The organism is Achromobacter sp. FW305-C-13, assembly GCF_058783475.1.
On sequence record NZ_JBYSYN010000001.1, the window covers coordinates 1,011,266 to 1,035,810 of the forward strand.

Below are 24,545 nucleotides of genomic sequence, written 5' to 3' on the forward strand. Positions count from 1 at the left end.
CACTCTGCGTTGCCGCTCGCCATGCTTTGCTGCGGGGGTTGCTCGTGCCTTACGCGGCGACCAGCTCGGCCTGCCGCCGCGTTGCCTTCAGATCCTCCAGCATGAATCCGGCTGCGCGTTCGGCCAGCATCACGACAGGCACATTGGTGTTGCCGGAAACCAGCGTGGGCATGATGGAACAATCCACCACGCGCAGGCCGGCCACGCCGTGCACGCGCAGGCGCTCGTCCACCACGGCCATCGGATCGCTGCGCGGTCCCATCTTGGCGGTACCGGAGGGATGGAAGATGGTGGCGCCGTATTCCCGGCAGAAGTGCAGGATCTCGTCGTCCGTGCGCACGTCCGGCCCGGGGCGGAATTCCCGCTTCATCAATCCGGCCAGCGGTTCCGTCGCGGCCAGCGCGCGCGCATACTTGACCGCGGCGATCGTCATGCGCCGGTCCAATTCGGTGGACAGGTAATTGGGCTGCATGGAAGGCGCCTCGAACGGGTCCGCGCTGCGCAGCCGGACCTGGCCGCGCGAAGACGGGCGCAACTGGCAGACCGAATACGTGCAACCCGAAAACGGATGCACCTTGCCGCCGGCCAGGTCAGCCGACAGGGTCGCGAAATGGAACTGGGTGTCGGGCGTGCGGCTGGCGGGGTTCACCCGGCAGAACAGGCCGCCCTGGTTGATCCCGACGGCCAGGGGCCCACCGCGAAACAGCAGCCACTGCAGTCCCATGCGGGCGCGGCCACTCAGCGTGCGCAACTGGTCGTTGGTGGTGATGGGCCGCGTGGTTTCGTAGATGAGCCTGATCTGCAGGTGGTCCTGCAGGTTCTCGCCGACGCCCGGCAGATCCCGCACCACGCCGATGCCGAACTGCCGCAGCAGCGCGGCCGGCCCGACGCCGGACAGTTGCAGCAGTTGCGGCGATTGCAGCGCGCCCGCGCACAGCACCACTTCGCGCCGTGCGCGCAGCGTGCGCACCTGGCCGTCCTGCCGGTAGCGCACGCCGCAGGCGCGGCTGCCTTCGAACAGCACGGCCATCGTGTGGGCGCCGGTTTCCACGCGCAGATTGGGGCGCCCTTCGGCCGGGCGCAGATAGGCCACTGCCGTCGAACAGCGCCAGCCATTGCGCGTGGTCAGCTGGTAATAGCCCACGCCTTCCTGGTCGCCCGTGTTGAAGTCCTGCACGTGCGGCACGCCCTGTGTGCCGGCCGCCGCGATCATGGCTTCCACCAGCGGATGCGGCGTTTTGATGGAGGTGGCGTTCAAGGGGCCGTCCACTCCTCGGGTGGGCCCCGCGCCCAGGTCGTTGTTTTCCAGCTTGCGGAAGGCCGGCAGGCAATCGTCCCAGCCCCATCCCGGGTTGCCGGCGTCGCGCCAAGCGTCGTAATCCTGCCGCTGGCCGCGAATGTAGATCAGCCCGTTGATGGCGCTGGATCCGCCCAGCGTGCGGCCGCGCGGCCAGTAGATGCGCCGGCCCAGCATGTTGGGATCGGGGTCGGTGTAATAGCCCCAGTTCACCACCTTGTGGAACATCGTCTTGCCATAGCCGATGGGGATATGTATCCACGGGGAGCGGTCCCTGGGGCCGGCTTCCAGCAGGCACACGGACAGTGCGCCGTCGGCGCTCAGCCGGTTGGCCATCACGCATCCGGCTGAGCCGGCGCCAACCACGATGACATCCACGGTGTCGGACATATTGCCTTGTCTCCCTGTTGTCGTCCGCCTGCGCCACGTCGGCGGGACGGCGCGTTTACCCTGCTTGCCGCGGCGGGGCGCACTTATATACTGGGTCGATCCCGGCAGCGCCCAGAGACGCTGCATTCGGCTGGGGATCTGTGGCGATTCTAGGAAGCGGGCGCGTCGCGCAAAGCACAACACGCGTGGGGGCGGCAAAATGGAACGGAACATGCAACTTCGGTTTCAAAATCGCAGTGCAGCATCGGTAGAGGCGCCTGCCGGCGCTTCGGTCGACACGCCCGCCGTGCAGGAGGCCGCGCGTTCGCTGCGCGCCCTGGTGGTGCTGGAGCACCTGGCGCGGGCCCAACATCCGCCCACGCTGGCGCAATTGGCGCAGCGCCTGGACATGCCGAAGACCACGTTGATGCGCCTGTTGGCCGCCATGCAGCGTGCCGGCTTCGTGGCCGCCACGCCGACCGAACACGGCTTCGTGCCGGGGCCGCAGGCCACGTCACTGGCCTTGTCCACCTTGCGCGCCTCGGCGTTCACGCGGGCATGCCGCGCTGTGCTGGCGCAACTGGCCGGCACGCTGGGAGAAACCTGCAACCTGACGGCGCCGGACGGCGACCGTGTGATCTATATGGAACGGGTGGAAACCACCGAGCCGCTGCGCCTGTTCTTCGCGGTGGGCAGCCACGTGCCGATGCACTGCACGGCAAGCGGCAAACTGTTCCTGGCATCTATGAACCGGCTGGAGCGAGGCCGAGTGCTGGCCCGTTTGCCGCTCACGCGCAACACGCCGCGAACCTTGACCGATCCCGTGAAGCTGGAAGAAGAATTGGAACGGTTGGCGGCGCGTGGCATTGGCATCGACAACGAGGAATTCGTGCGCGGCATGAGTGCCGTGGCGGTGCCGGTCAAGGATGCGGAAGACCGGGTAGTGGCGGCCGTGGCCTGCCACGCGCCCACCGCGCGCATCATGCTGGATGACCTGCTGCGGGCGGTGCCAGTGTTGCAGCGCGCGGCGCAGTCGCTGCACGAGGTGCTGGCTCAGCATCGGCCCGGAGGCTGAGCCAGCGGTAGAAATCTATTCGAAGCGAAAATACTAATCTATAGAAATCAATCGCTTACCGAAAACGGTGCGTTGAATTTGCGCGCTTCAACAATAGGTATGGAGCTTGACGCTAAAATTTGACCCGAAATTAAAGCTGCTGAAGCAGCGTTTTGAGGAAATGATGAATTTTTGGGTCCCTGTCGTCTTCGGTACGTTCAAGATCCTCGTGTTGGGCACGGGCATGTTTTTCGCCATCAAGTCTCATTACGATGGAGAAAAAAAGGAGAAGAAGGAAAAAGAGGTGAAAGCACCTCAGGAAGACCTCGCCGCGTAGCGCGGACGAGGCGACGCGCATCTCGGGCTTATCGCAAGGGGCCTATCCCGATTGCGGTTTGTTGGATTGAGCAGCAGCGTCAGGCGCTCAGGAAGCGAATGACTTCGGCCCAATCGTTGGTCGACAGGGCGACGTCCTCGTAGTCGCCCTCTTCCTCGTCGTAGCGCGACACGCAGAAGCGCTGGCTTCTGCCGGATTCGCGGTCGGCATAGTTGGCATAGTCGACAAACACTTTCAAACCGCGCTCCTTGTTCTCGAATGAAGGAGCGGCATCGATGTAGCTCGACGTGTCCAAATACCCTTCGGGTAGGGTCGGCAGGGTGGTTATGTCGAAGTCGGGAAATTCGCGGCGCAGTCGTTCAAGGTTCATAAGGAAAGCATGTAGAGGCTGGAGGCCTGACATTTTACGTTGCTCAGTGTCAGTCGCCACAATGTCCCCGAAATAGAGTTTGGGTCAGCATTGCGCGAATTTGCGCAACGCCAACACCCACACCCCCGCCGCCGCAACCCCCAGCGCAGTCAGCATCCATGCCTGGCCCGCCGCATCCATCAGCACGCCGGCCGCCAGCGGCGCCAGGACACGGGTCAGCGAGAACACGCTGGACTGGATGCCGTAATCCAGCGCCTCCAATCCGGGACGGGTATGCGACATCATCAGGCTGAACGTCAGCGCCGCGGTGGCGCCCATCGCGGCAGCGATGCCCATGGCGCAGGCAATCAGCACCGGCGGCGGGGCCTGCAGCCAGACCGCGATGGCGAGCGCCAGCAGGGCGGCGCAGCCGGCTGCCGCATGCCACGGCACCGTCACGGCGGGGCGCAAGCGCTTGCTGCCTCGCGCGGACAAGGCGCTGGCTACCGCGCCGACGGCGCCGCCTGCCACGCCCACCAGCCAGGCCACGCTTTCGGGTGCCAGCCCCTGATCCAGCAGCAGGGGCTTCAGATAGAACCAGCCTGACCCGATGAAGGGAAACAGCAACGCCAGCATGGGCAGCCAGCATCGGGTGCTATCCAGCCGGAAGTAGGCAGTGATGGACGCGAGGGCAAGGCGGTCATTGCCGGCAGCGGTAGCCACCTCCGGCTCGCCGTCTTCTTTCACGAACGCCGTCAGCGCCGCACCCAGCGCCAGCGCACCGGCCATGATGGCAAAGGGCGCCTGCCAGCCCCAGCGGGCTTGGGCAACCAGCATGAGGCCGCCGCCGACGATGGCGCCCAGGCACAGGGCCATCGATCGGATGCCGCCTGCCCAGGCGCGGCTGGTCGCGGGCAGGACGCGGATCGCCAGCGCGTTGACCGGCACGTCGGCCCACGTGCCGGCCAGGGCCGCGGCCGCGGCCAAGGCGAACAACACGCGCCCATCATCCAGCAAGTCGCGCCACCCCAACGCGCACAGCACGGCCGCATAGGCGGACAACAGGCCGACCGCCCAGATGCGATAGTTGCCACGCCGCCGTGCGGGCCGGTCCAGGGGCAGGGCGAAGAGGAACTTGAAGACGGTGGGCAGGCTGGCCAGCTGGAACAAGCCGATGGCCGTGCCGGACCAGCCGTGCTGCCGCAGCACCAGCGGCAAGCCCAGCCACAGGTACACACCCGGCGCCGTCAGCGCCAGGTTCAGCCAGCCGAACAGCGCTTGCCGCAGGCCGTTGCGCACGGCGGGGCTCATGCGGCAGCCTTGCGGGCCGACAACACGTGCAAGGGCGCCATCGGAAAGCGGTCCGAGTCAAAGCCGCGCACGTCCTGGTAGCCGCTGTCTTGCAGCATCCGGCCCAGTTCGCCTGCGCGGGTCACGCGGCGGCCCAGCAGCAGCATCGGCAGGTAGTAGGGCAGCATGCGTGCGGCGGCGCGGGCGTCGGCGGGGATCTCCGCGTGCGCCATGATCAGCTGCCCGCCCGGCGCCAGCGCATCATGCATCTTGCGCAGCGTGGCGGCCGGGTCCGGCAGGAAATGCAGGACCGACGAGCACCAGATCAGGTCGTATGCCTGCCCGATCGGGTCCGCCGCCAGGTCGCCGCCGATCACCGTCATGCGGCTGGCCAAGCCGGCCTGCGCGATGTTCTCCTTTGCCACCGCGGCGGTCTCGGGCCAGTCGAACACCACGCCCGTGCTGTCGGGGCGGGCTTGAACCAGCGCGATGCCGATCAGCCCCGGGCCGCCTCCCAGGTCCAGGATGCGCCGGGCGTCGGCGGCGCCGGGCACGCAGGCGACGGCCTCGCGCGCCGCCGCCACGGCAATGGCGCGTTGCTCCTGCCCGATCTGCACGCGCGCCGCCTGGGCCCAGCCGGTGGCGTTGGTTTGCACGTAGGGCTCGGGCGGCGGGCTGTCCAGGTCCAGGAGTGCGTCCAGTTGTTCGCTGAAGTGCCAAAGCGAGCGGCGGCGATAGCGCCACGCGTCGGCGCAATAGCCGGGCTGGCCTTGGCAGAAATACTGTCGCGCCTGGGGTTGGCACCGGTAGCGCACCGGGTCGCCGTCAATGCGGTGCAGCAAGTCCAGGCTCCACAACATGTCCAGCAGATGCGTGGTCTGGTCGGGGCGCAGGGTCAGGGCCTGCGCCACTTCCGCCGCGCTGGCCGGTTCGGTCAGGTGATCCAGCACGCCGCGTTCCAGCGCGGCGTCCAGCGCCGCCGCCTGGACTGACGCGGCGGCCAGGTTCCAATAGCGCTGCATGGGGTGGGTAAGGTCGGTATGCATGAGGGGTGGTCCTTGTTAGATGCGCCAGGTGAAGCGCAAGCCGGCTTCGCGCGGCGGGCTGTAGACGGTGACGATGCCGTTCTGATAGCCAACGGCGTCATAGCGCCGGTTGGCCAGGTTGTTGACGTAGGCGGTGATCTCGACCTGGCGCACGGTGACGCCGGCGGCCAGGTTGACCAGGCCGTATCCGTTGCGGGAATAACGGTTGGCGGCGTCCAGATAGACGCGGCCGGTGCCGGTCAGCGACGCCTGCGCATACCAGCCGGCGGGCGCGTCATAGCGCGCGCTGACGTAGCCGTTGATGCGCGGCGCAAAGGGATTCTGGTTACCGCTGTAGTCCGCGGCGCCGTCCATGAAGCGCGAGAACCGTGTGCGGTTCAGGCCCAGCCCGGCCTGCGCCGACCAGCCGTCGCCCAACAGGTATTCCAATTCGAATTCCGCGCCGACGGAGCGAGCCGATGCGGCGTTGGTCACGTAGACCAGCCCGGGCAAGGGCATCTGCTGCACCTGCATGTTCTTGACCGTCATCACGTAGACGGCGCTGGAATAGCGCAGGCGGTTGCCGGGCAGCCAGCCCTTGGCGCCGATCTCGTAGGCGCGCAGCGTCTCGGGTTGATAGGGGGCGTAATTGGCGGCGGGCGAAAAGACGTTGAAGCCGCCTGCACGGAATCCGTCCGACACGGATACGTAGGCCTGCTGGCGTGGCGCGAACGCGTACTGCAGCGCGACGCGCGGGGTCACGCGGGTCCAGTCGGCACGGCGCTGCGTATCTCCTTCGGGACGGAAGCGGATCTCGTCGCGTTCGAGGCGCGCGCCGGCCTCGATCGTCCAGCGCTCTGCCAGCGGGACGGTCCAATGCGTGAACGCGGCGGTGGAATTGCCGCGCAACTTGACCACGCTTTCCGTCAGGCCGCGCGGCATCTTCTGCGTATTGCGCAGGTCGTGGTCGTCGCCGTCCGCGTACAGGCCGACGAGCCAATGCGCGCGATTCCAGTCGCCTTCCAGCCGGAGCTCTTGCGACAGGTTGCTGAACTGGTGGTCACGCTGGATATGCAACAGGTCGGCGGGCTGGAAATCGGTGTCTTGCTGGACCCGGTCGCGGAAATCATTCCAGGCGGTCACGGAAGACAGGCGCAAGCCGGCATCGAAGTCATGCCGCACGGATAGCGATGCGCTGCGTCCGATGGACCGGTTCCAGCTGGGCGTACCCGAGGCCACCGTGTCGCGCGGCGCGGTCGGCGCTCCCCACAGGGCCGCGCCGTCGCGGTAGTCCACTTGCGCGTACCGCAGCGTGGCGTCGGTGCGCGCGGACGGCGTCCAGCGCAACGCGATCTTGCCGTTGCGCACTTCACGGTCGTCTTCGCGCTGGCCGGTATAGGTGTTGTCGATGAAGCCGTTCTGGCTGCGCCAGGCGCCGGCGACGCTCGCGTACAGGCGGTCTTCGACCAAGGGTCCGCTCAGGTCGAAGCGCATCACGCGCAGGTCGCGGCTGCCGATTTCGGCCGAGATTTGGCCGCGCAAGGTGTTGTCGGGCTGGCGGGTGTGAATGTTGATCACACCGGCCTCGGCGTTGCGCCCGTACAGGGTGGACTGCGGGCCGCGCAGCACTTCCACGCGGTCGATCGCCAGCAATGGGTCGTCATACCCTTGCGCCGTCAGCGTGGGCACGCCGTCCACGACCAGCAAGGTCGACGTGGAGAACGAGAAGAAGTTGGCGGACAGCCCGCGCATGACGGGCGAGTTCACGCCGGCCTGGCCGAAAGGCTGGAAGCTGAGTCCCGGTGTGATCGCTTGCAGGGACTCCACATTCTGGATGCCTTGCGCCTCGAGCATGTCGCCGTCGAACACGGACAGGCTGGACGGCACGTCTTCCAGCGCGCGTTCCTGCTTGTCGGCGGTGACGGTGATGGCGGGCAGTTCGGCGGGGGGCTGGGCGCGTGTGGCAGGCGCGGCGGCCATGCAAAGCAGGGCCCAGGCGATGGGCGTAAGAGGGCGGGGCTGGATCATCGGGCTTCCTGTGCGGACTCAAGCGGCCGCTATCCTTGTGCGGCCGTCCCGAAGATGGTATTTTTTTATGAGAACAACTATCATTCACATTCATATGCGTTCCGGATCCATCCGTATGCAAAACGGCGCCGGCACAGGAAAGCCTTCATGGTCATGCGTGTTTCGTCCTTGCTTGCCCAACCGGGCAAGAGTCCCCGCCCAGGCTGGCGGCGCGTTGCCTTGCCCCAGGAACTGGGCGATTGCCGCGCGGACCGGCTGGAGCTGGACGACGGCTTGACCCTGGTGCATTCGCAGTACACACCGCAACGCGACCTGATCGAAGAGAACGCCGCCGGTTATGGCGCGCGCACGCTGGTGATCACGCTGGCGATGCAGGGCGTGTCAGCCTACCGGGGCGCGGATGGCGCCGGCCTGGATTTCCGCGGCGGCCACACGACCGTCACGGCGTTTCAACGCAGCCAGGGCGAGCGCCGCTATTCCGGCGGCGCCACCGTGTCGCAATTGCGCTTGCTGGTGGGCGAGCCGGTGCTGCGTCGCTATGCCGGCGACGATCGCGCGGAAAGCCTGCTGGGCGCCGGGGGCTTGCGGTGCCTGTCGCAGGGCAGGACTACGCCCGAGCTGGCTTCCGTGGCTATGGAACTGGCGTCAGGCGTGGACCCTTTGGATGCGCACATCCGCGCGCTGACGTTGCTGTCTCGTCAATTGCGCGGCCTGGCGCCCGCGCCAGAAGCGGGGCGGCTTAGCCAGGCCGATATCGGCCGCTTGGAAGCCGCGCGGGCGTTGATGCAGGAACAGATGGACCGGGACCTGACCGTGCAGTACCTGTGCCTGGCTACGGGCTTGAACGAATTCAAGTTGAAGGAGGGGTTCCGCAAGCTCTACGGGACCAGTCCGCACCGGCTGCTGACGGAATTGCGGATGCGCCGGGCGTGGGAACTGTTGGAAACCGGTTGCCAGGTGGCGCAGGCCGCGTATCGCGTGGGCTACCGGCATCCCGCCAATTTCAGCGCTGCGTTCACGCGCTTCCATGGCCGCGCGCCAAAATCCGTGTTCGGCAAGCACCGCCGCTGACGGCGGGGCAGGCTTACTGCATGGCGCGCGCCGCGCGGCGCCGCGACACGCTTTCCCAGACGGCCACCAGCACCAGGATCAGCGTGGTCAGGCCGCCCACCATCAGGTTGTCGGTCACATACGACACGGGTGCCAGCGCCGCCAGCAACACCAGCCCGACCCCATGCGATAGCGGAAAACGCGCGTACACCACCGTCTTATAGATGCCGTTGCCCAGCAGGTAGAGCGCGGGGCCGCCGATCAGTGCAGCCGCGGCCGGGGTGGCGATGCGGCCGTCGGGATGCAGGATGACGAGTTCATTGGCCACGGCCGACACGATGACGCCTGCGATCAGAATCACGTGCACGTAGTGGAAGTAGGCGCCGATGCGGCCCGGGTCCGAGGAATGCACGATGGCTTTGCTGCCGTCCTTGCTGCTGGTGTCGAAATACACCCACCACATCGCCGCCGTGCCCAGGAAGGCCACCAGCAGCGCGATCAGCGTGGGGGCGTCCCAATGCGGGTGTTCGCCCAGCGTGGCGCCCGTGATCAGCAGGGTTTCGCCCAGCGCCACGATCACGAACAACTGGCACCGCTCCGCCAGATGCCCGCCTTCGATCGTCCAGTCGCTGGTGTAAGACCGCCCCATGCCGGGCAGGCGGAAGCCGAACATCGGCGAAATGTACTCGCACGCCACGGCCAGGATCCACAGCGCCAGCCGCGCTTCGCCCGAGGCCAGGCCGCCCGCGATCCAGAACACGGCGGAGATGCCGAGCCATCCCAGCATGCGCCGGAAATTGTCGGCCAGCGGGTGGTTCGGCCCCAGGTGCAGCACGATGAACGCCGTACGTCCGACCTGTAGCAGCGCGTAGCAGACGGCGAAAATCAGGCCGTTGTCGCCAAATGCGCCGGGCAGGACCGCGGCGGCGATCAGGCCCACGAGCATCACCGCGAACAGCATGATCCGCATGGGGATGGCGTCGGGATCGAACCAGTTGGTGACCCAGCACGTGTACTGCCACCCCAGCCAGACCGCGAACCACAACACCAGCGTATGCACGGCGCCCATCAGCGTCAGGTCGTGCAGCAGGCTGTGCGACAGCTGCGTCACGGCAAAGACGTACACCAGGTCGAAGAACAATTCCACATAAGTGACGCGGGCTTCGTGGCCGTCCCGGCGGCGAAGCAGCGTGGCGCTGGCAAGAAAGTTCATGGCGGGCGCGTCCGGTAGGTAGGGGCGCTGCCAGATTACTGCAGAGCGCGGGCGGGGAAATGTCAATGATTCAAAAGCGGCGCCGGACGTCGCGCGGGCGCGACGGCGGGGGCGTGCGCCGATCAGGCGATACCGGCCTTAGTGGGTCTGCCGGCCGCCGCTGACCATCCAGCGCGTGCCGAACCGGTCCACCAGCGCGCCATACGCCTCGGCCCAGAACGTCTTCTGCAACGGCATGGTCACCGTGCCGCCGTCGGACAATTGCTCGAACACGCGTTGCGCATCCGACACCGTGGGGTAGGCCAAAGAGAGCGCCATGCCCTTCTTACCGGGATAAGGGTGCCCGGCGGTCGCGTCGCTGCCCATCAGGGTCTGCTCGTCCAGCGCCAGCCGCGCATACATGATGCGTTCGGCATCGTCGGCGGACAGGGCGGGCATGGCGGCGTCGGGCGGGGCGTCGGCGTAGCGGATCATGGCTTCGATCCGGCCGCCCAGCACGCGCTCGTAGAAGTGCAGGGCGTCGGCGCAGTTGCCGTCGAAGCTGAGGTAGGCGGAGAGTTGGGGCATGGTGTCTTCCTGGTTGGGCGGGCAGGTGCCGGGGCAGCCGTGGCCGATCTATGATGGAAGGCCCGACCCGTGAGACTTGAAGGAGCCCGGCCATGCAACAAGGTAGCTGCCACTGCGGACAGATCAGATTTGAAGTCGATGGCGACGTGTCGCAGGTTCTGGAGTGCAACTGTTCCCACTGTAGCCGCAAAGGCTATTTGCTGTGGTTCGTGCCGCGTGCGCAGCTGCGCATCACGTCGCCCACGCAAAGCCTGTCCACCTACAAATTCAACAAGCATGTGATTGCGCACCATTTTTGCGCCAATTGCGGTTGCGCGCCGTTTGGTTTCGGGGCCAGCCCCAAGGGCGAAGAGACCGCGGCGGTCAATGCGCGATGCCTGGAAAACGTAGACCTCAATGCCCTGACGCGTATCCCGTACGATGGCCGCAATGTGTGAAATCGGGCGTCTGAACCCTCAACAACATAAAGGAACCCGCGCATGAGCACGGTCAAATTGCTGTCGGACGAGGATGTCCGCAAAAGCCCCGAGGCGTGGGCAGTGTTTGAGGATATCCGTGCCACGCGCAAATCGGATTTCGTCAACAACTTCTGGCGCGCGCTGGCCAATGACCCGCCGCAGTTGCAGCGCGTCTGGGCGCAACTCAAGCAGGTGATGATGGCGGAAGGTGAGCTGTCCCCGCTGGTGCGCGAAATGATCTACATCGCCGTGTCCACGGCCAACGGGTGTTCGTATTGCGTGCATTCCCACACGGCGGCGGCCAAGGCCAAGGGCATGACCGACGGCCAGCACGCCGAACTGCTGTCGGTCATCGGCATGGCGGCGCAGACCAACGCGATGGTGACGGCCATGCAGGTGCCGGTGGACGCCGCGTTCGACGTCAAGTAGGAGGAGGCCACCATGGCGCTGATCCCGCTGTTCCCCTTATCCAATGCGCTGTTTCCCGCCGGCGTGCTGCATCTGCGCATTTTCGAGGTGCGCTACCTGGATATGATCCGCCGCTGTATCGCGGACGGCAGCGAGTTCGGCGTGGTGGGCCTCTTGGCGGGCAGCGAAGTCCGGTCGCCCGAAGGCGTCGAGACCCTGGCCCCCGTGGGCACAATGGCTCGCATCGCGTCCTGGGACGCGCCGATGCCCGCGTTGCTGCAGGTGCGCTGCATCGGCACCAGCCGATTCCGGCTGCTTTCCAGCGAGGTGGCAAAATACGGTCTTTGGATGGGCCAGACCGAGCCCATCGCCGACGATCCGCCCACGCCGGTGCCGGCGTCCATGCAGGCCAGCGCCGATGCCCTGGGCCGGCTGGTGGCGCAATGGCAGCAGGACGGCGTGCCGGCTGACCGGATGCCGCTGGCGCCGCCGTACCGGCTGGACGACTGCGGCTGGGTGGCGGACCGCTGGTGCGAACTGCTGCCGCTGCCGCCGGACGACAAGGCCCGGCTGTTGGGCCTGACGGACCCCGAGGCCCGGTTGGCGGCTATTCAGGACTTGTTGCGCGGCCAAGGGCTGGCGTAGCGGGTCGCCGGTGCAAACGCCGGGCGAGTAACCTTTTTGGACATCATGGATATCAGGATTGACGAGGGCCTGCGCGCCTATATTGACCCCTTGACCGAAGACGAGCACGAAGCGCTGGAGCGCAGCCTGCTGGCCGAGGGCTGCCGCGATGCGCTGGTGCTGTGGGGCGATCTGCTGGTGGACGGGCACAACCGCTACGCCATCTGCCAGAAGCACGGCATCGAATTCCAGACCCGCCAGAACACCACGTTCAAGTCGATGGAAGACGTGCACCTGTGGATGATCGAAAACCACCTGGGCCGGCGCAGCGTGTCGGACTTCCAGCGGGGCGTGTTGGCGCTGCGCAAGAAAGAGATCCTGCTGGCGCGCACGCCTCCAGAAGGCAGCGCGCCGCCCGACGCCGGGTCGGCTGACACCGCATCGTCTGAGGGTTCACCGCCTTGGGACGAGCATGCTCCTGGCGCCGACGGCGCGCCACGCCTGCCGCCGAACATCTCCTGGACGCCACCCGTGCCTAGCCGCCAGGCGCTGGCGCGCGCGGCGCGCATCAGCAGCAATACGCTGGGCCAGATCGAAAAGATCCAGAAAGACGCCGCGCCGGAATTGGTGCGTGCGGTGAAAGAGGGCGCGATTTCGATCAATGCCGCCGCAGCAGTGGCGTCTTTGCCCGCCGAACGCCAGGCGGCAGCCGTGGCCGGTGGCAGGAAAGAGCTGCAGCAGGCGGCGCGCGAAGTGCGCCTGGCCAAGGCGCCGCCGCCCCGCGAAGCCCCGCCCGAGGTGCCGATCGAAAGCATCGCAGACCTGCCCGCCGAGGTGGCGCGTCTGCGCGGCGTCCTGGCGCGCCTGACGGACGAACGCGACCAGCTGAAAAAGAAGGTGATGCACCTGACGATCGCGCTATCGGAAGCGCGCAATGGGGGCAGCGCGGGCGACGATTAAGGCGGAATACCGGATGGGAGCATGAGTAAGGGATAACGCTTATTCATGCCACGGCTGCGACTGCGAGCAAGTGATTCGAAAAGCTGATTTCGGTTTCGCATCGCCAAGTTGCCCATAATTTGCACCCCTCGGCCGAGCCCATGTCCAACTCCAGGGCCAGCCAGTTGCGCGCTGCCATGACATGTTTGTCGTGCCCAGGGAAAGGCATCACTTCCGCAACGTACTGCACGTCGATGTTTTGAGGTTGCTTGGCATTGCTGTTCAACCAGGAGAGAAACAGCCGCTCCATCACGCCCATGAGCGAAGGATGAACCACGGCGGACGAGGTGAACTGGTGGATCTGGGACCAAGTCTCTGTGGCAGGCAGGTCCTTGCGGTAGGCCGTGCCCCAGGCTGCGACGTGCACGTCGCCCGACACCAGGGACACGCGGATCTTCTTGTCGCGCGCCAATTGGGAAAACACTTCCAGGAGGCGTTTTCGCTCACCTTCGTGGTCGTCGTGGGACCAGTGATCCTTCAGGTCGTCGGCATTGCTGTCCGTGACGTGGTCTTGTCCGAACTTGTCCATCAGCAGCTCGGCCAGGGGCAGTTTGGGGTGCACGACGGGCACCGAGGACATGAACAGAAGATGCTGGCAAGCACTCTTGGGTTGTGCGCCCGCGTTGCCGGATTTCAGGCTGTCGGTCCAATTCTTGATTTGGCCCCAGGTGTCCGAGCCCATCACCTGTGTCCGCGAGCGTTCGGTGCGCAGATCAGCCGCCATGATGGCCACCGGCCCGATGGCGTACGCGGAAGTGAATCCCGGCTGGCCGTCCAGCAGGGGCAGCGCCAACGCATCCTTGGCGAGTACCTGACTCCACACGATGGGCTTGAGCAGTGGGTCTTGTCGGGAAAAACCCGCTGGCGTCGTGTCTTCCTGTTGGGGCAGGTCGTCCAGCGCATGTTGCATCTGAAACACCCAGAAGGCGCGTCGGGCGTGGCGGAACAGCGTCTGAAAGAGTGGGCTGTTCTGCATCGCGCAGCTGTACGAACCCCAGCCGTCGAAGATGTCGTGGTCGTCCCACATCATGACAGTCGGCATCGACGCCATCGCCGCGCTCGCGTCTAGCGTGGCCATTGGCGACGACCAGGGCTTGCGCTCGCTGGGCAGCCAGCGTTGCTTGTACAGTCCGAAGTAGTAGGCCTCGATCTCGCGGTCCAGCGCCTTGGTGACCTTGAACTCCAATTGCGCCTGCCGAGGCAAGGCCACCCACTGGCGCAGCGCCTTAACGTCTTCCCAGATCGAGTCGAAGTAGATCTGGTCGCCTCCCATGAGCATGAGATGAAAGCGCTGCAGGCCCTTGTCATGGATGCGCTTCTCATGCCACAACTGCTCCTTGTCCAGCAGCTTGGTTTCGCCTGCACCCTGTTCTTTTCGCAGTTCGCGGTCGTGGCTGTAGAGCAGGTCTTCCCACACCGCGTCCGACGTCCGGATGAGCTTTCGCATCACCGCCGGGTCCGAAAACCCATTGCACGACACATAGGCCATGCGCGGCGAGAAATCCTTGCCGGGTACCGTCATCCGCCACGTCAATCCACCTGAAATACCGTAACTTACGGTGCGCTCGTTCTTCAAGATCTTGCAGGACAGGTCGTAGCGCAGATAGCGTTCGCCGTTGATGGCCAACAGCTCCTTTGGCGCGGCGCAAGCCTTGCCGTCGACCTCCAGTGCAGGCGTGACGGCGCCCGCCTTGAGGCCCACCAGCGCGCTCACTTTCCAGACGTCACCTTTTCCGATACCACGGAACGACAACACAGGCCCCAGTAGCAGATCTTTTTCATTCATGATCAGCCTCCTCAGCTAGTCATTTCTTTCGCTACTACCTTGACGATCCGGGTACGAGCAATTCACGCCGCCTCCCACAACGCCGCTGTCAGGCCCAGCAACAGCAGCATCGCCGACGCGATGAACCATCGCACGGTTTTCCGGTATTCATCCTCGGCTTCATCCTCCAAACGCAAGGCGCGGTAAAGCGCAATTATCTGCAGCAGGCTGGCGAGCAACAAGGACACGCCTGGCAGCACGGACAGCGCGCTCCAATCGCCCGGCGCGTCCAAGCCCCAGTAGCGCAGGAAACCCAGCGAAAAGCCCAGCAATACCGTGATGGCCGTAATCAATCCGGCCCGATAGCCCTGGGGCAGTGCGCGTGGCCCGTGGCTGCGGGTCCGTACCAAGTCGTCGTCTGGCGTTTCCGGTGTCATCATTGAGATACTCCGCACTGAGTACGCTACGGCCTACCCGCTACCGGTTGATGTGGGAGCGAAAACTGAACTCCTGCTGTCACGCGGGGTCAGGTTGAATTGATTATGGCTGATATCACCGCGCACGGTGGCTGTTGAATCCCCCGTGTCGCAGCCCTGTGCCTTGTCGCCTTGCTTGCCGGCTGATCGTCGACCGGTTCCACGAACGATGCTGGGCCGGGGTGCGAATAAAAGGTGTCGAACGGTGGCGACCAACCGCCGAAACACGAATAAGGGATAACCCTTAAGTGCAAAATTCACGAATAAAATTCCTGAATGACTGGGAATTTATATCGTTTTGAGGAACACCCCCTGGGGCCTTGTAATGCGTGTTCGCTTAACGCTGTCCACGCATCTACCCCAGACTCCCTCATGAATCCCATCGGTTACCGCATTCTTTCCCGGCCCGCCCCGGCCGTCTCGGCCGACGTGCTGGCCGGCTTCGCCGCCATCGGCTCAGCCCAGATCAGCGACTGCATGAACCGCCTGTACGGCGTGTCGGGCCTGCGCCCGATGCATGCCTGCACGCGTCGCACCGTCGGCCTGGCGCTGACCGTCAAGACCCGCCCGGGCGATAACCTGATGATCCACAAGGCGATTTCGCTGGGTGGCGCGGGCGACGTGATCGTCGTCGACGGCGCCGGCGACACCAGCAACGCGCTGGTCGGCGAACTGATGATGATGGATGCGCAATCGCGCGGCATCGAGGGCTTTGTGATCGACGGCGCCGTACGCGACCTGGACGTCTTCGCCCAGGGCGAATTCGGCTGCTTCGCGCGCGCCGCGTCGCACAAGGGCCCGTACAAGGATGGCCCGGGCGAAATCAATGTGCCGGTGTCCGTGGGCGGCCAGGTGGTCAACCCGGGCGACGTGGTCGTGGGCGACGCCGACGGCGTGGTGGTGATCCCCGCCGAATTCGCCGCGGCCGTGCTGGCCCTGGCGCAGAAGAAGGAAGCGGACGAAGCCGTGGCCAAGGAAAAGCTGCGCGCCGGCACCTACACCAAGCCCTGGCTGGAAAAGACCCTGGCCGAGAAGATGGGAGCCGCCAAATGAGCATCGTCGCTGATCGCATCAAGCGCATCAAGCTGTCGCCCAGCGTCGCCGCACGCGCCATCATCGCCGAACTGCGCGAGCAGGGCCGCCGCATCATCGACCTGACGATCGGCGAGCCCGACTTTTCGACGCCGGAACACATCCGCCAGGCTGCCACCGCCGCCATGAACCGCGGCGAAACCAAATACCCGCCCGCGCAGGGCACGGTTGCCTTGCGCCGCGCGGCGCAAGGCCATCTGCTGGAAGCGACCGGGGTGGATTACCCCGTGGCGCAGATCATCGTCTCTACCGGCGCCAAGCAGGTGATATTCAACGGCCTGGCCGCCACGCTGAACGAGGGCGACGAGGTGCTGATTCCCGCGCCGTTCTGGGTGTCGTACCCGGACATGGTGCTGGTCAACGGCGGCACGCCGGTCGCGGTGCAGACCTCGCCCGCCACGGACTACAAGGTCACCCCGGAAGCGCTGGAGCGCGCCATCACGCCGCGCACCAAGTGGCTGATGATGAACGCGCCCAGCAACCCGACGGGCTCGGTCTACACGGCCGACGAACTGCGCGGCCTGACCGACGTGCTCAAGCGCCATCCGCACGTATGGCTGATGACCGACGACATCTACGCCCGCCTGAACTTCACCGGCGAACCGACCGTGCATCCGTTGCAGGTCGCGCCGGAACTGGCCGCCCGCACGCTGGTGGTCAACGGGGTGTCCAAGGCGTACGCCATGACGGGTTGGCGCATCGGCTACGGCGCCGGCCCCGATGAACTCATCAAGGCGATGGCGATCCTGCAGTCCCAGAGCACGTCGGGCGCATCGTCCGTCAGCCAGGCTGCGGCGCTGGAAGCGTTGTCGGGTCCGCAGGAATGCGTGACCCATTTCGCCCAAGTCTTCCGCGAACGCCGCGACCTGGCGATCGCCGAATTGTCCGGCGCGCCGGGCCTGGCGATCGTCGTGCCGCAAGGCGCGTTCTACGTCTTTCCGGACTGCTCGGGTCTGTTGGGCAAGAAGACGCCTGCCGGCGACGTGATCGCCACCGACACCGACCTGACGCACTATCTGCTGCGCGAGGCCGGCGTGGCTGTCATCGACGGCCACGCCTACGGCGCGCCGGGCACGTTCCGGCTGTCGTTCGCCGCGTCCCTGGACGATATCAAGCAGGGATGCGCCGCCATCCGCGAGGCCTGCGCCAAGCTGGCCTGAGCCGGCGCCACGGATTTCATTCCAGTACGACCACCACACAAACAGACAAGGGGAATCAACCATGAAACGCCACACTCTCTTCGCCGCCTGCCTGGGCCTGGCCACCCTGGCGCTGGGCGCCGCCGCCCAGGCCGATCAGGTCGACGACATCAAGGCGCGCGGCGAACTCGTCTGCGGCACGCTGGGCACCTCGCAGCCGTTCAGCTTCCAGGACGGCGCCACGCGCCAACTGGTGGGCTACGACGTCGATGTGTGCAAGCTCGTCGCCGACAAGCTGGGCGTGAAGGTCAACTACAAGCTGCTGTCGGTGGCGGCGCGCGTGCCGGAACTGAACGAAGGCCGCGTGGACATCCTGGCGGCCAACCTGGGTTATTCGCCCGACCGCGCCGAACAGATCGCCTTCAGCCACGCCTACTACGTCAGCCCGCAGAAGCTGCTGGTGCGCAAGGACTCTGGGCTGGACACCGTGGAAGCCCTGAACGGCCGCCGCGTCGGCGCCACCAAGGGCTCCAGCTCGGAGCGCGAGATCAAGCGCATCCTGAACAAGTCCCAGGTCATCGGCTACGGCGACAGCTCGGCCACCTATCTGGCCTTGCAGCAGAAGAAGGTGGATGCGCAGTTCGCCTCTGAGCTGGTGCTTGTGCGCCTGGTGCTGCAGAGCCCGCCGACCGCGCCCGTGAGCGTGATCGCCAAGTCGGTGTTCGACGAACCCTGGGGCCTGGGCGTGCGCAAGTCGGAACCGCGTTTCCTGCAGACCGTGAACCAGGCGCTGGATGAAGCGGAAAGCTCGGGCGCGGCCGCCAAGCTGTTTGACAAGTGGTTCGGCCCCGAAACGCCGTACAAGCTGGAACGCGGCTTCAAGATCGGCCCCATCGCCGGCTGAAAGACCGCTGACCCCAGCGCGGCCCGCATGTCCCCGTCACGGTTTCCGGCGTCCGCCCAGGTGGGCGGCCGGAGCCCGTGACGTTTGGCGTGGGCCGCGCGATTGCAGGAGATTGATTGCTTTATGAGCCTACTTGACGCTTCCCAATACCAGCTGCTGGCCAGCGGCATGCTGGTCACCGTGCAGTTGTTCCTGGTTGCCTGGGTGATGGCCTTTACGATCGCGGTGACGCTGGTCGTGGTGCGCGCCACCAACCTGGCGCCGTGCCGCTGGGTGGTCGATGCCTACGTGGAATACCACCGCAACGTGCCGCTGCTGGTGCAGGTGCTGTTCTGGTACTTCGGCATGCCTGAACTGCTGCCCGAGGGCTTTCGCATGTGGCTGTACGAGCACAACGCCGAGATGTCGCTGGCGGCGATCGCGCTGGCGCTGGGCTCGGCCGCCTACATCGCCGAAGACATCCGCAGCGGGCTGCGCGCCATCCCGGGCACGCAGTTCGAAGCGGCCCGGGCGCTGGGCGCCAGCTATCTGCAGTGCATGCGCTTCGTGATCGTGCCGCAGGCCGTGCGCATTTCCATCCCACCGCTGGTGGGCCGCGCGCTGCTGCTGTTCAAGAACACCAGCGTGGCCATGGCGATCGGCGTGATGGAACTGACCTACCAGGCCCGCGAGATCGAAAACGAGACCTACCGCACCTTCGCCACCTTCGGCGCGGCGACGATCATGTACCTGCTGGGATCGTTCCTGATCATGGCGGTGGGATCGCGCATCTACGCCCGTTACCGTCTGAACCGCGGAGGCCACGGTGCTTGATCTGCTATTGCAATACTGGCCCACGCTGCTGGTCGGCCAATACCCCAACGGCCCGCTGGGCGGACTGGTCCTCACGCTGATCCTGGCGGCACTGGGCCTGGCGATGTCGATGCCGCTGGCGCTGCTGATTGCGCTGGCCCGGGTCAGCCCGTTCGGCTGGCTGCGCGTGGCCAGCAAGGCGCTGGTCAACGTGGTGCGCGGCATGCCGCTACTGATGCTGATCTTCTGGGCCTACTTTGTCGTGCCGAAACTGACCGGTCAGGTCGTCAGCGGCTTCTGGACGCTGATCTTCGCGCTGGTGGTCTATGAAAGCGCGTACCTGTCGGAAGTGATCCGTTCGGGCATCGAGGCGGTGCCGCGCGGCCAGATTGAGGCGTCGCGTTCGCTGGGCGTGGGCTACTGGACGACGATGCGCAAGGTGGTGCTGCCGCAGGCGCTCTTTAACGTGTTGCCCAGCATGACCAGCCAGTTCGTGTCGACCATCAAGGAGACGTCGCTGGGCTATGTCATCAGCGTCAACGAACTGACCTTCGCGGCCAACCAGGTCAACAACCTGGTGCTGACCCAGCCGCTGCAGGTGTTCGGCATCCTGGCCATCATCTATTTCCTGGTGTGCTTCAGCCTGAGCCGCGGCTTGAGCTGGCTGGACCTGCGTATCCGCCGCTCGCGCGCCATGGCTTAAAGCAAGGACAAAACATGATCAATCTTGAAAAAGTGAACAAGTGGTACGGCGCGCATCACGTGCTGAAGGACGTGGACCTGTCGGTGGCGCGCGGCGAAGTGCTGGTGGTGTGCGGCCCGTCGGGGTCGGGCAAGTCCACCATGATCCGCACGATCAACCGCCTGGAGCCCATCGAAAAGGGCCGCATCCTGATCGACGGCGCGGACATCTACGCCAAGGGCGCGAATCTGAATGCGCTGCGTCAGAAGATCGGCTTCGTGTTCCAGCAGTTCAACCTGTTCCCGCACATGAGCGTGCTGGAAAACGTGATCTTCGCGCCCGTGAACATCCGCAAGCAGTCCCGCAAGGAATCCGTGGCGCTGGCGAAAAGCCTGCTGGAACGCGTGGGCCTGGAACACAAGATCGACGCCTATCCGGGGGCTTTGTCGGGCGGACAGCAGCAGCGCGTGGCGATCGCCCGGGCGCTGGCCCTGCAACCGCCGGTGATGCTGTTTGACGAGCCGACCAGCGCGCTGGACCCCGAGATGGTGGGCGAGGTGCTGCAGGTAATGAAGGGGCTGGCCAAGGACGGCATGACGATGGTGTGCGTGACCCACGAAATGGGTTTCGCGCGCGACGTCTGCGACCGGGTCGTCTTCATGGACGGCGGCGAGATCCTGGAAATGGATACGCCCGAGCGCTTCTTCAGCGCGCCGTCCCATCCGCGCGCGCAGCGCTTCCTGGCCGACATTCTGCATCCGCGCGGCTAAGGTCGCGGCAGGCAGCGCGGCGGCGATGTTAAGGTGAGGGTTTCCATGCGTTTCGCATCGACCGCCGCGATGTACACCCTTAAACAGCTAGAGGCTTTTTACTGGAGCTCCGAATTGGGCAGCTTCAGCGCGTCGTCCCGCAAACTGCACACCACGCAGTCGGCAGTGGCCAAGCGGGTGGGCGAGCTTGAAGCGTTTGCCGGGTCGCCCCTGTTCGAACGCCGGGCCAAGAAGCTGGTGATGACGCCGCAAGGGCGCAAGCTCTTCGAACTGGCGCGCGAAATGCTGGATCTGAACAGCCGCATCGTGCAGAACATGGCCGATCCGGCCAGTTTCGAAGGCGTGCTGCGGCTGGGCGTGACCGAACTGGTGGGCATTACGTGGCTGGCGCGGCTGATCAATCAGATCAGCCAGCGCTACCCCCGCGTGCAGCTGATGCCCGAGATCGATGGCGGCATCACGCTGTACGAAAGGCTGGAGCAGGACCAGATCGACCTGGCCATCATGCCCGGGCCGTTCTGGAGCTACCAGTACGACTGCACGCATTTGGGCGCCGTCACCAATGTCTGGATGGCCAGCCCCGCGCTGGACATCGATTTCGCAGCCCGCCTGACGCCGCAGGACCTGGCGCCGTACCCCGTGATTTCGCAGCCTACGAATTCCGCCTTGTCGCACCTGTATGACGCGTGGTTCGCCGAGCAGGGCCTGCCGGTCAAGCGCGTGCTGACCTGCAACAGCCTGGGGATGATGGCGCAGCTGACGATGCTGGGCCTGGGCATCAGCTATCTGCCGGGCGCGTATTTCGCGCCGCTGGTCGAGCGCGGCGCGCTCTGCCAGTTGAACGTGCAGCCGGACCTGCCCACCATCAATTACTACGCCGTGCACAAGAAGAACATCGTCAACCCGATCGTGTCGCGGGTGATCGATATTGCGCGCGAGGAATGCGCGTTCGAAGTGGCGGGGGCATTCCTGCCCCACGTGCCGCCGGCCGCCTTGCGGCGCCAAGCCTAGGCGGCAGGCCGGCGGGCGCCGGCCCCCAAGGCGGTCTTAGCCGCAGCGGATCGCCGTCATGACGTCCTTGTCGTCCACGATCAGATTCAGGCGGGTCGCGTTGTATTCCATGGTGACGAGCTGGCCGGGGCGCAGGATGCGCGCGGTCGTGCTGCCGCTGCGCGAACGCAGGTCTTCCATGACAGATTGGGTGGCCTTCTGGCCAATCTGCGATTGCAGGGCGCCGGCATCGCACGTCTTGCCGCTGGTGGCGCCGGGGATGTTTGACGATGATCCATAGGAGGATCCGCCATAGCTCGCGCCGCCGGACGACCCCGAGGAGCTTGACGCGCTGGAGGAGCTGGAGGCTGCCGGCGCGCTGCTGGACGACGACGTTCCCGTATTGGCGCATGCGCTCAAACTGGCAACCAGAAGGAAAGGGATCAGCTTGCGGATCATGTAAAGCTCCTTACAACTACGCGACAAAAAAGCCATGATAGACCAGCCGGGGCGGACTGTAATCAGGGGCCGCCGGCCGGCTGCATGCCGGGCAGCGCAGGCAGCCGGTCGGCCAGGAACTGGATCAGCAACCGGGCCCGCAGCGCCTGGTAGCGGCGCGAGGGGTAGATCAGGAAAGCCTCTTGCGGCGCGCCGCTCCATTCGGGTAGAACGCGCAGCAATTGCCCGTCGGCCACCAGGTCCTCTACCAGCCAGGCGGGGCACAGTCCCAGGCCGGCTCCCATCGCCAGCGTTTCGCGGATGGCCAGGGCGTTGTTGACGCGGTAGCGCCCCTGGGTCTGGACGGTGGCGCGCGAGGCGCCGTGGTGCAGTTCCAGGGTGTCGCCGCCTGGCAGCCACGCGAACCGGACGTAATCGTGGGCGCTCAGGTCCTCAGGCGTGCGGGGCTTGCCGTGCCGCGCCAGATAGGAAGGCGCCGCCACCAGATGGCGCGGCGACAGGGCCGCCTTGCGGGCGATGGCATTGGGCGGCAGGTCGCCGCCCAGGCGCAGCGCCACGTCCACGCCTTCTTCCACCAGGTCGACAAAGCGGTCGTTCAGGATCAATTCGACCTGGATGTCGGGATAGGCGTCCAGGAATTCCCGGATCAGCGCATTCAGCCGGAACTGCCCGAGTGCGACCGGGGCGTTGAGCCGCAGGAAGCCGGCGGGCTGCTCGGTCTGGCCGCGGGCGTCGGCCACGGCTTCGGCATATTCCTCCAGCACGCGGTTGGCGCGTTCGTAGAAGCGTTTGCCTTGTTCGGTGGGCACGACGCGGGTTGTGCTGCGCTCCAGCAAGCGCACGTTCAGATCTTTCTCCAGCGCGGCCACGATCTTGCTCAGCGCCGGTTGGCTCAAGCCCAGTTCCCGGGCGGCGGCCGACAGCGTGCCGAGCTCCACGGCACGGACAAAGGCCCGCATGGCGCGCAGGGTATCCATGGTAAGCATTCCATTTTGGAAGAAGTGGTATGCATTTTACGGATCTACCGGCATGGTTTGGAAGAACCTATCGTGACGGTGTCGCGGTTGAAACCGCTATCCGTTTCCCAGGATTCCCTATGCCCCCCGCCATGAACCGCCGTTCTTTCGTCCGCACCGCCAGCCTGGCCGCCACGGGCCTGGTCTGGCATCCATCCGCCACGTACGCGGCCGCTACCGCACCCGCTACCGCGCCCGCGCCGCAATCGTCCTGGGTCAGTTCGTGGTTCGCCAGCCCGCAGCCGTTATGGGACACGGCGTTCGTGCTGCCGACCGGCATGCCGGCGCAGGTGGCGGACCAGACGCTGCGCGAGACCGTCAAGATCAGCCTGGGCGGCAAGCGCCTGCGGGTGGTGCTGTCCAATCGATACGGCACACAGCCGCTCGTGATCGGCGCCGCCCGGGTGGCGCGGGCCCGGGCGGGGGCGGCCATTGACCCTGTGTCGGATCGCGTCTTGCGCTTTGGCGGTCTGCCGGGCGTCACTATTGCGCCGGGTGCCCAGGCGATCAGCGATCCGGTGGATCTGCCCGTTGCCGCCTTGAGCGAACTGGCCATCAGCACCTATTTCCCGCAGCCGACGCCGGTGGCGACGTTCCACTGGGGCGCCCAGCAAACCGCGGCGCTGGCGCCGGGCGATGCCAGCGGCGCACCGGACCTGCCGGGCGCCGCCGCGTTGCAGGGCCGGGCGTTCCTGGCGGGCGTCTGGGTGGAAACCGCGGCCGACACCCCGGTCGTCGTGGCGTTCGGGGACTCGTTGACGGACGGCAACGGATCGACAGCCGGCGCCAACCGCCGCTGGCCGGATTTTCTGGCCCGCCGGCTGGCGCCGCAGGGCGTGGGCGTGGTCAATGCGGGCATTTCGGGGGCCCGGGTGTGGGGCGACAAGATGGGCGTGAACGCGATGGCGCGCTTTGAGGCCGACGTGCTGTCGCAACCCGGCGTGCGGACGGTGGTCTTGCTGATGGGCATCAACGATATCGGTTGGCCGGATAGCGGGTTTGCGCCCGGCGACGCACCGATGACCGCGGCGCGGCTGACCGAGGGCTACCGGCAGTTGGCCGAGGCCGCGCGCGCCCGCAACGTGCGCATCGTCGGGGCCACCATCGCGCCCTACGAGGGCTCGCTGCACGGCACGCCGCTGGCCCGCCACTACAGCCCGGCCAAGGACGCGGTGCGGCGCGAGGTGAACCGGTGGATCCGCAGCAGCGGCGTGTTCGACGCCGTGGTGGATATGGACGCCGTGCTGCGGGATCCATCGCATCCCGCGCGCCTGTTGCCCGCCTACGATTCGGGCGATCATCTGCATCCCGGGGACGCGGGCTATCAGGCGATGGCGCAGGCGCTGGACGACGGCATCCTGTTCGGCCGGTAGCCGGCCTGTGCGGCGCCGG

Annotated in this window: 26 protein-coding genes; 15 read left to right on the forward strand and 11 right to left on the reverse strand. The window is 66.0% G+C overall.

What is annotated here, in order from left to right; genetic code table 11:
- Window positions 1-49: 49 nt before the first annotated feature.
- A complete protein-coding gene (locus tag AC3WMU_RS04485; RefSeq protein ID WP_006224403.1) occupies window positions 50-1,687 on the reverse strand; it encodes a GMC family oxidoreductase in 1,638 nt (545 codons plus the stop codon).
- Between the two features lie 199 nt (window positions 1,688-1,886).
- Here AC3WMU_RS04485 and AC3WMU_RS04490 point away from each other — a divergent pair, with 199 nt between their 5' ends.
- Window positions 1,887-2,741 (forward strand): IclR family transcriptional regulator, encoded by an 855-nt coding sequence (locus AC3WMU_RS04490; protein ID WP_035212959.1) that lies wholly within the window; start codon window positions 1,887-1,889, stop codon window positions 2,739-2,741.
- 106 nt (window positions 2,742-2,847) lie between these two features.
- Window positions 2,848-3,057: a hypothetical protein gene (locus tag AC3WMU_RS04495; protein ID WP_006224405.1), complete on the forward strand. Its 210-nt coding sequence runs from the start codon at window positions 2,848-2,850 to the stop codon at window positions 3,055-3,057.
- Window positions 3,058-3,136: 79 nt separating this feature from the next.
- Here the strand turns inward: AC3WMU_RS04495 and AC3WMU_RS04500 are convergent, their stop codons facing one another.
- The 4 genes from AC3WMU_RS04500 to AC3WMU_RS04515 all read right to left on the reverse strand — a co-directional run bounded on the left by AC3WMU_RS04500 (window position 3,137) and on the right by AC3WMU_RS04515 (window position 7,749).
- A complete protein-coding gene (locus AC3WMU_RS04500; RefSeq protein ID WP_006224406.1) occupies window positions 3,137-3,427 on the reverse strand; it encodes a hypothetical protein in 291 nt (96 codons plus the stop codon).
- Window positions 3,428-3,511: 84 nt separating this feature from the next.
- A complete protein-coding gene (locus tag AC3WMU_RS04505) occupies window positions 3,512-4,717 on the reverse strand; it encodes an MFS transporter (protein ID WP_492281913.1) in 1,206 nt (401 codons plus the stop codon).
- A complete protein-coding gene (locus AC3WMU_RS04510) occupies window positions 4,714-5,742 on the reverse strand; it encodes a methyltransferase (RefSeq protein WP_492281914.1) in 1,029 nt (342 codons plus the stop codon). Before AC3WMU_RS04510 ends, AC3WMU_RS04505 begins: the two co-directional genes overlap by 4 nt.
- Before the next feature lie 15 nt (window positions 5,743-5,757).
- A complete protein-coding gene (locus tag AC3WMU_RS04515; protein WP_492281915.1) occupies window positions 5,758-7,749 on the reverse strand; it encodes a TonB-dependent receptor in 1,992 nt (663 codons plus the stop codon).
- Between the two features lie 147 nt (window positions 7,750-7,896).
- Here AC3WMU_RS04515 and AC3WMU_RS04520 point away from each other — a divergent pair, with 147 nt between their 5' ends.
- Window positions 7,897-8,820 carry a helix-turn-helix domain-containing protein gene (locus tag AC3WMU_RS04520; protein ID WP_492281916.1) on the forward strand — a complete coding sequence of 308 codons (924 nt, stop codon included), beginning with the start codon at window positions 7,897-7,899 and terminating at the stop codon, window positions 8,818-8,820.
- Between the two features lie 13 nt (window positions 8,821-8,833).
- Here AC3WMU_RS04520 and AC3WMU_RS04525 read toward each other — a convergent pair whose 3' ends face one another.
- Window positions 8,834-10,012, reverse strand: a complete 1,179-nt coding sequence (locus AC3WMU_RS04525; RefSeq protein WP_280026066.1) for a low temperature requirement protein A — start codon at window positions 10,010-10,012, stop codon at window positions 8,834-8,836.
- Between the two features lie 138 nt (window positions 10,013-10,150).
- Window positions 10,151-10,579: a VOC family protein gene (locus tag AC3WMU_RS04530; protein ID WP_006224412.1), complete on the reverse strand. Its 429-nt coding sequence runs from the start codon at window positions 10,577-10,579 to the stop codon at window positions 10,151-10,153.
- Between the two features lie 92 nt (window positions 10,580-10,671).
- Between AC3WMU_RS04530 and AC3WMU_RS04535 the strand changes: the two genes are divergently transcribed.
- The 4 genes from AC3WMU_RS04535 to AC3WMU_RS04550 are packed head-to-tail and all read left to right on the forward strand — an operon-like array spanning window position 10,672 to window position 13,029.
- Window positions 10,672-11,016 carry a GFA family protein gene (locus tag AC3WMU_RS04535; protein WP_006224413.1) on the forward strand — a complete coding sequence of 115 codons (345 nt, stop codon included), beginning with the start codon at window positions 10,672-10,674 and terminating at the stop codon, window positions 11,014-11,016.
- 42 nt (window positions 11,017-11,058) lie between these two features.
- Window positions 11,059-11,466, forward strand: a complete 408-nt coding sequence (locus tag AC3WMU_RS04540; RefSeq protein ID WP_088587219.1) for a carboxymuconolactone decarboxylase family protein — start codon at window positions 11,059-11,061, stop codon at window positions 11,464-11,466.
- Between the two features lie 12 nt (window positions 11,467-11,478).
- Entirely contained in the window at window positions 11,479-12,090 is a 612-nt protein-coding gene (locus tag AC3WMU_RS04545) for an LON peptidase substrate-binding domain-containing protein (RefSeq protein WP_280026067.1), read from the forward strand.
- Between the two features lie 45 nt (window positions 12,091-12,135).
- Window positions 12,136-13,029, forward strand: coding sequence for a ParB N-terminal domain-containing protein (locus AC3WMU_RS04550; RefSeq protein ID WP_454677092.1), 894 nt, complete (start codon window positions 12,136-12,138; stop codon window positions 13,027-13,029).
- A 43-nt stretch (window positions 13,030-13,072) separates the two neighbouring features.
- Here the strand turns inward: AC3WMU_RS04550 and AC3WMU_RS04555 are convergent, their stop codons facing one another.
- Together AC3WMU_RS04555 and AC3WMU_RS04560 are read right to left on the reverse strand one after the other, a co-directional pair.
- Entirely contained in the window at window positions 13,073-14,854 is a 1,782-nt protein-coding gene (locus tag AC3WMU_RS04555; RefSeq protein WP_454677091.1) for an alkaline phosphatase D family protein, read from the reverse strand.
- A 62-nt stretch (window positions 14,855-14,916) separates the two neighbouring features.
- The gene (locus AC3WMU_RS04560; RefSeq protein ID WP_424625771.1) at window positions 14,917-15,273 is read right to left on the reverse strand and encodes a hypothetical protein; all 357 of its coding nucleotides are present in this window, start codon (window positions 15,271-15,273) and stop codon (window positions 14,917-14,919) included.
- Window positions 15,274-15,681: 408 nt separating this feature from the next.
- Between AC3WMU_RS04560 and AC3WMU_RS04565 the strand changes: the two genes are divergently transcribed.
- The 7 genes from AC3WMU_RS04565 to AC3WMU_RS04595 all read left to right on the forward strand — a co-directional run bounded on the left by AC3WMU_RS04565 (window position 15,682) and on the right by AC3WMU_RS04595 (window position 21,699).
- Entirely contained in the window at window positions 15,682-16,362 is a 681-nt protein-coding gene (locus tag AC3WMU_RS04565) for an RraA family protein (RefSeq protein ID WP_454677090.1), read from the forward strand.
- Window positions 16,359-17,561 (forward strand): aminotransferase class I/II-fold pyridoxal phosphate-dependent enzyme, encoded by a 1,203-nt coding sequence (locus AC3WMU_RS04570; RefSeq protein WP_454677089.1) that lies wholly within the window; start codon window positions 16,359-16,361, stop codon window positions 17,559-17,561. Before AC3WMU_RS04565 ends, AC3WMU_RS04570 begins: the two co-directional genes overlap by 4 nt.
- A 61-nt stretch (window positions 17,562-17,622) precedes the next feature.
- Entirely contained in the window at window positions 17,623-18,444 is an 822-nt protein-coding gene (locus AC3WMU_RS04575) for an ABC transporter substrate-binding protein (RefSeq protein WP_006224421.1), read from the forward strand.
- Window positions 18,445-18,567: 123 nt separating this feature from the next.
- Entirely contained in the window at window positions 18,568-19,257 is a 690-nt protein-coding gene (locus tag AC3WMU_RS04580; RefSeq protein WP_006224422.1) for an amino acid ABC transporter permease, read from the forward strand.
- Window positions 19,250-19,939, forward strand: coding sequence for an amino acid ABC transporter permease (locus AC3WMU_RS04585; protein ID WP_280026076.1), 690 nt, complete (start codon window positions 19,250-19,252; stop codon window positions 19,937-19,939). The genes AC3WMU_RS04580 and AC3WMU_RS04585 overlap by 8 nt, the downstream gene beginning before the upstream one ends.
- 14 nt (window positions 19,940-19,953) lie before the next feature.
- A complete protein-coding gene (locus AC3WMU_RS04590) occupies window positions 19,954-20,688 on the forward strand; it encodes an amino acid ABC transporter ATP-binding protein (protein ID WP_006224424.1) in 735 nt (244 codons plus the stop codon).
- A gap of 45 nt (window positions 20,689-20,733) precedes the next feature.
- Window positions 20,734-21,699 (forward strand): LysR family transcriptional regulator, encoded by a 966-nt coding sequence (locus AC3WMU_RS04595; RefSeq protein ID WP_492281917.1) that lies wholly within the window; start codon window positions 20,734-20,736, stop codon window positions 21,697-21,699.
- Between the two features lie 36 nt (window positions 21,700-21,735).
- On the opposite strand, the gene AC3WMU_RS04600 is transcribed toward AC3WMU_RS04595, so the two are convergent.
- Window positions 21,736-22,137 (reverse strand): I78 family peptidase inhibitor, encoded by a 402-nt coding sequence (locus AC3WMU_RS04600; protein WP_006224426.1) that lies wholly within the window; start codon window positions 22,135-22,137, stop codon window positions 21,736-21,738.
- 62 nt (window positions 22,138-22,199) lie between these two features.
- The gene (locus AC3WMU_RS04605) at window positions 22,200-23,114 is read right to left on the reverse strand and encodes a LysR family transcriptional regulator (protein ID WP_492281918.1); all 915 of its coding nucleotides are present in this window, start codon (window positions 23,112-23,114) and stop codon (window positions 22,200-22,202) included.
- Window positions 23,115-23,233: 119 nt separating this feature from the next.
- On the opposite strand from AC3WMU_RS04605, the gene AC3WMU_RS04610 reads away from it, so the two are divergent.
- Complete coding sequence (locus AC3WMU_RS04610; RefSeq protein ID WP_492281919.1) at window positions 23,234-24,526, forward strand: SGNH/GDSL hydrolase family protein; 1,293 nt, start codon at window positions 23,234-23,236, stop codon at window positions 24,524-24,526.
- Window positions 24,527-24,545 lie beyond the last annotated feature (19 nt).

What these genes read in the sequence shown, in the direction of transcription:
- AC3WMU_RS04485 (WP_006224403.1), bottom strand. Translation starts at nt 1,687, where the DNA reads ATGTCCGACACCGTGGATGTCATCGTGGTTGGCGCCGGCTCAGCCGGA.
- AC3WMU_RS04490 (WP_035212959.1), top strand. Translation starts at nt 1,887, where the DNA reads ATGGAACGGAACATGCAACTTCGGTTTCAAAATCGCAGTGCAGCATCG.
- AC3WMU_RS04500 (WP_006224406.1), bottom strand. Translation starts at nt 3,427, where the DNA reads ATGAACCTTGAACGACTGCGCCGCGAATTTCCCGACTTCGACATAACC.
- AC3WMU_RS04505 (WP_492281913.1), bottom strand. Translation starts at nt 4,717, where the DNA reads ATGAGCCCCGCCGTGCGCAACGGCCTGCGGCAAGCGCTGTTCGGCTGG.
- AC3WMU_RS04510 (WP_492281914.1), bottom strand. Translation starts at nt 5,742, where the DNA reads ATGCATACCGACCTTACCCACCCCATGCAGCGCTATTGGAACCTGGCC.
- AC3WMU_RS04515 (WP_492281915.1), bottom strand. Translation starts at nt 7,749, where the DNA reads ATGATCCAGCCCCGCCCTCTTACGCCCATCGCCTGGGCCCTGCTTTGC.
- AC3WMU_RS04520 (WP_492281916.1), top strand. Translation starts at nt 7,897, where the DNA reads ATGGTCATGCGTGTTTCGTCCTTGCTTGCCCAACCGGGCAAGAGTCCC.
- AC3WMU_RS04525 (WP_280026066.1), bottom strand. Translation starts at nt 10,012, where the DNA reads ATGAACTTTCTTGCCAGCGCCACGCTGCTTCGCCGCCGGGACGGCCAC.
- AC3WMU_RS04530 (WP_006224412.1), bottom strand. Translation starts at nt 10,579, where the DNA reads ATGCCCCAACTCTCCGCCTACCTCAGCTTCGACGGCAACTGCGCCGAC.
- AC3WMU_RS04535 (WP_006224413.1), top strand. Translation starts at nt 10,672, where the DNA reads ATGCAACAAGGTAGCTGCCACTGCGGACAGATCAGATTTGAAGTCGAT.
- AC3WMU_RS04540 (WP_088587219.1), top strand. Translation starts at nt 11,059, where the DNA reads ATGAGCACGGTCAAATTGCTGTCGGACGAGGATGTCCGCAAAAGCCCC.
- AC3WMU_RS04545 (WP_280026067.1), top strand. Translation starts at nt 11,479, where the DNA reads ATGGCGCTGATCCCGCTGTTCCCCTTATCCAATGCGCTGTTTCCCGCC.
- AC3WMU_RS04550 (WP_454677092.1), top strand. Translation starts at nt 12,136, where the DNA reads ATGGATATCAGGATTGACGAGGGCCTGCGCGCCTATATTGACCCCTTG.
- AC3WMU_RS04555 (WP_454677091.1), bottom strand. Translation starts at nt 14,854, where the DNA reads ATGAATGAAAAAGATCTGCTACTGGGGCCTGTGTTGTCGTTCCGTGGT.
- AC3WMU_RS04560 (WP_424625771.1), bottom strand. Translation starts at nt 15,273, where the DNA reads ATGATGACACCGGAAACGCCAGACGACGACTTGGTACGGACCCGCAGC.
- AC3WMU_RS04565 (WP_454677090.1), top strand. Translation starts at nt 15,682, where the DNA reads ATGAATCCCATCGGTTACCGCATTCTTTCCCGGCCCGCCCCGGCCGTC.
- AC3WMU_RS04570 (WP_454677089.1), top strand. Translation starts at nt 16,359, where the DNA reads ATGAGCATCGTCGCTGATCGCATCAAGCGCATCAAGCTGTCGCCCAGC.
- AC3WMU_RS04575 (WP_006224421.1), top strand. Translation starts at nt 17,623, where the DNA reads ATGAAACGCCACACTCTCTTCGCCGCCTGCCTGGGCCTGGCCACCCTG.
- AC3WMU_RS04580 (WP_006224422.1), top strand. Translation starts at nt 18,568, where the DNA reads ATGAGCCTACTTGACGCTTCCCAATACCAGCTGCTGGCCAGCGGCATG.
- AC3WMU_RS04590 (WP_006224424.1), top strand. Translation starts at nt 19,954, where the DNA reads ATGATCAATCTTGAAAAAGTGAACAAGTGGTACGGCGCGCATCACGTG.
- AC3WMU_RS04595 (WP_492281917.1), top strand. Translation starts at nt 20,734, where the DNA reads ATGCGTTTCGCATCGACCGCCGCGATGTACACCCTTAAACAGCTAGAG.
- AC3WMU_RS04600 (WP_006224426.1), bottom strand. Translation starts at nt 22,137, where the DNA reads ATGATCCGCAAGCTGATCCCTTTCCTTCTGGTTGCCAGTTTGAGCGCA.
- AC3WMU_RS04605 (WP_492281918.1), bottom strand. Translation starts at nt 23,114, where the DNA reads ATGGATACCCTGCGCGCCATGCGGGCCTTTGTCCGTGCCGTGGAGCTC.
- AC3WMU_RS04610 (WP_492281919.1), top strand. Translation starts at nt 23,234, where the DNA reads ATGCCCCCCGCCATGAACCGCCGTTCTTTCGTCCGCACCGCCAGCCTG.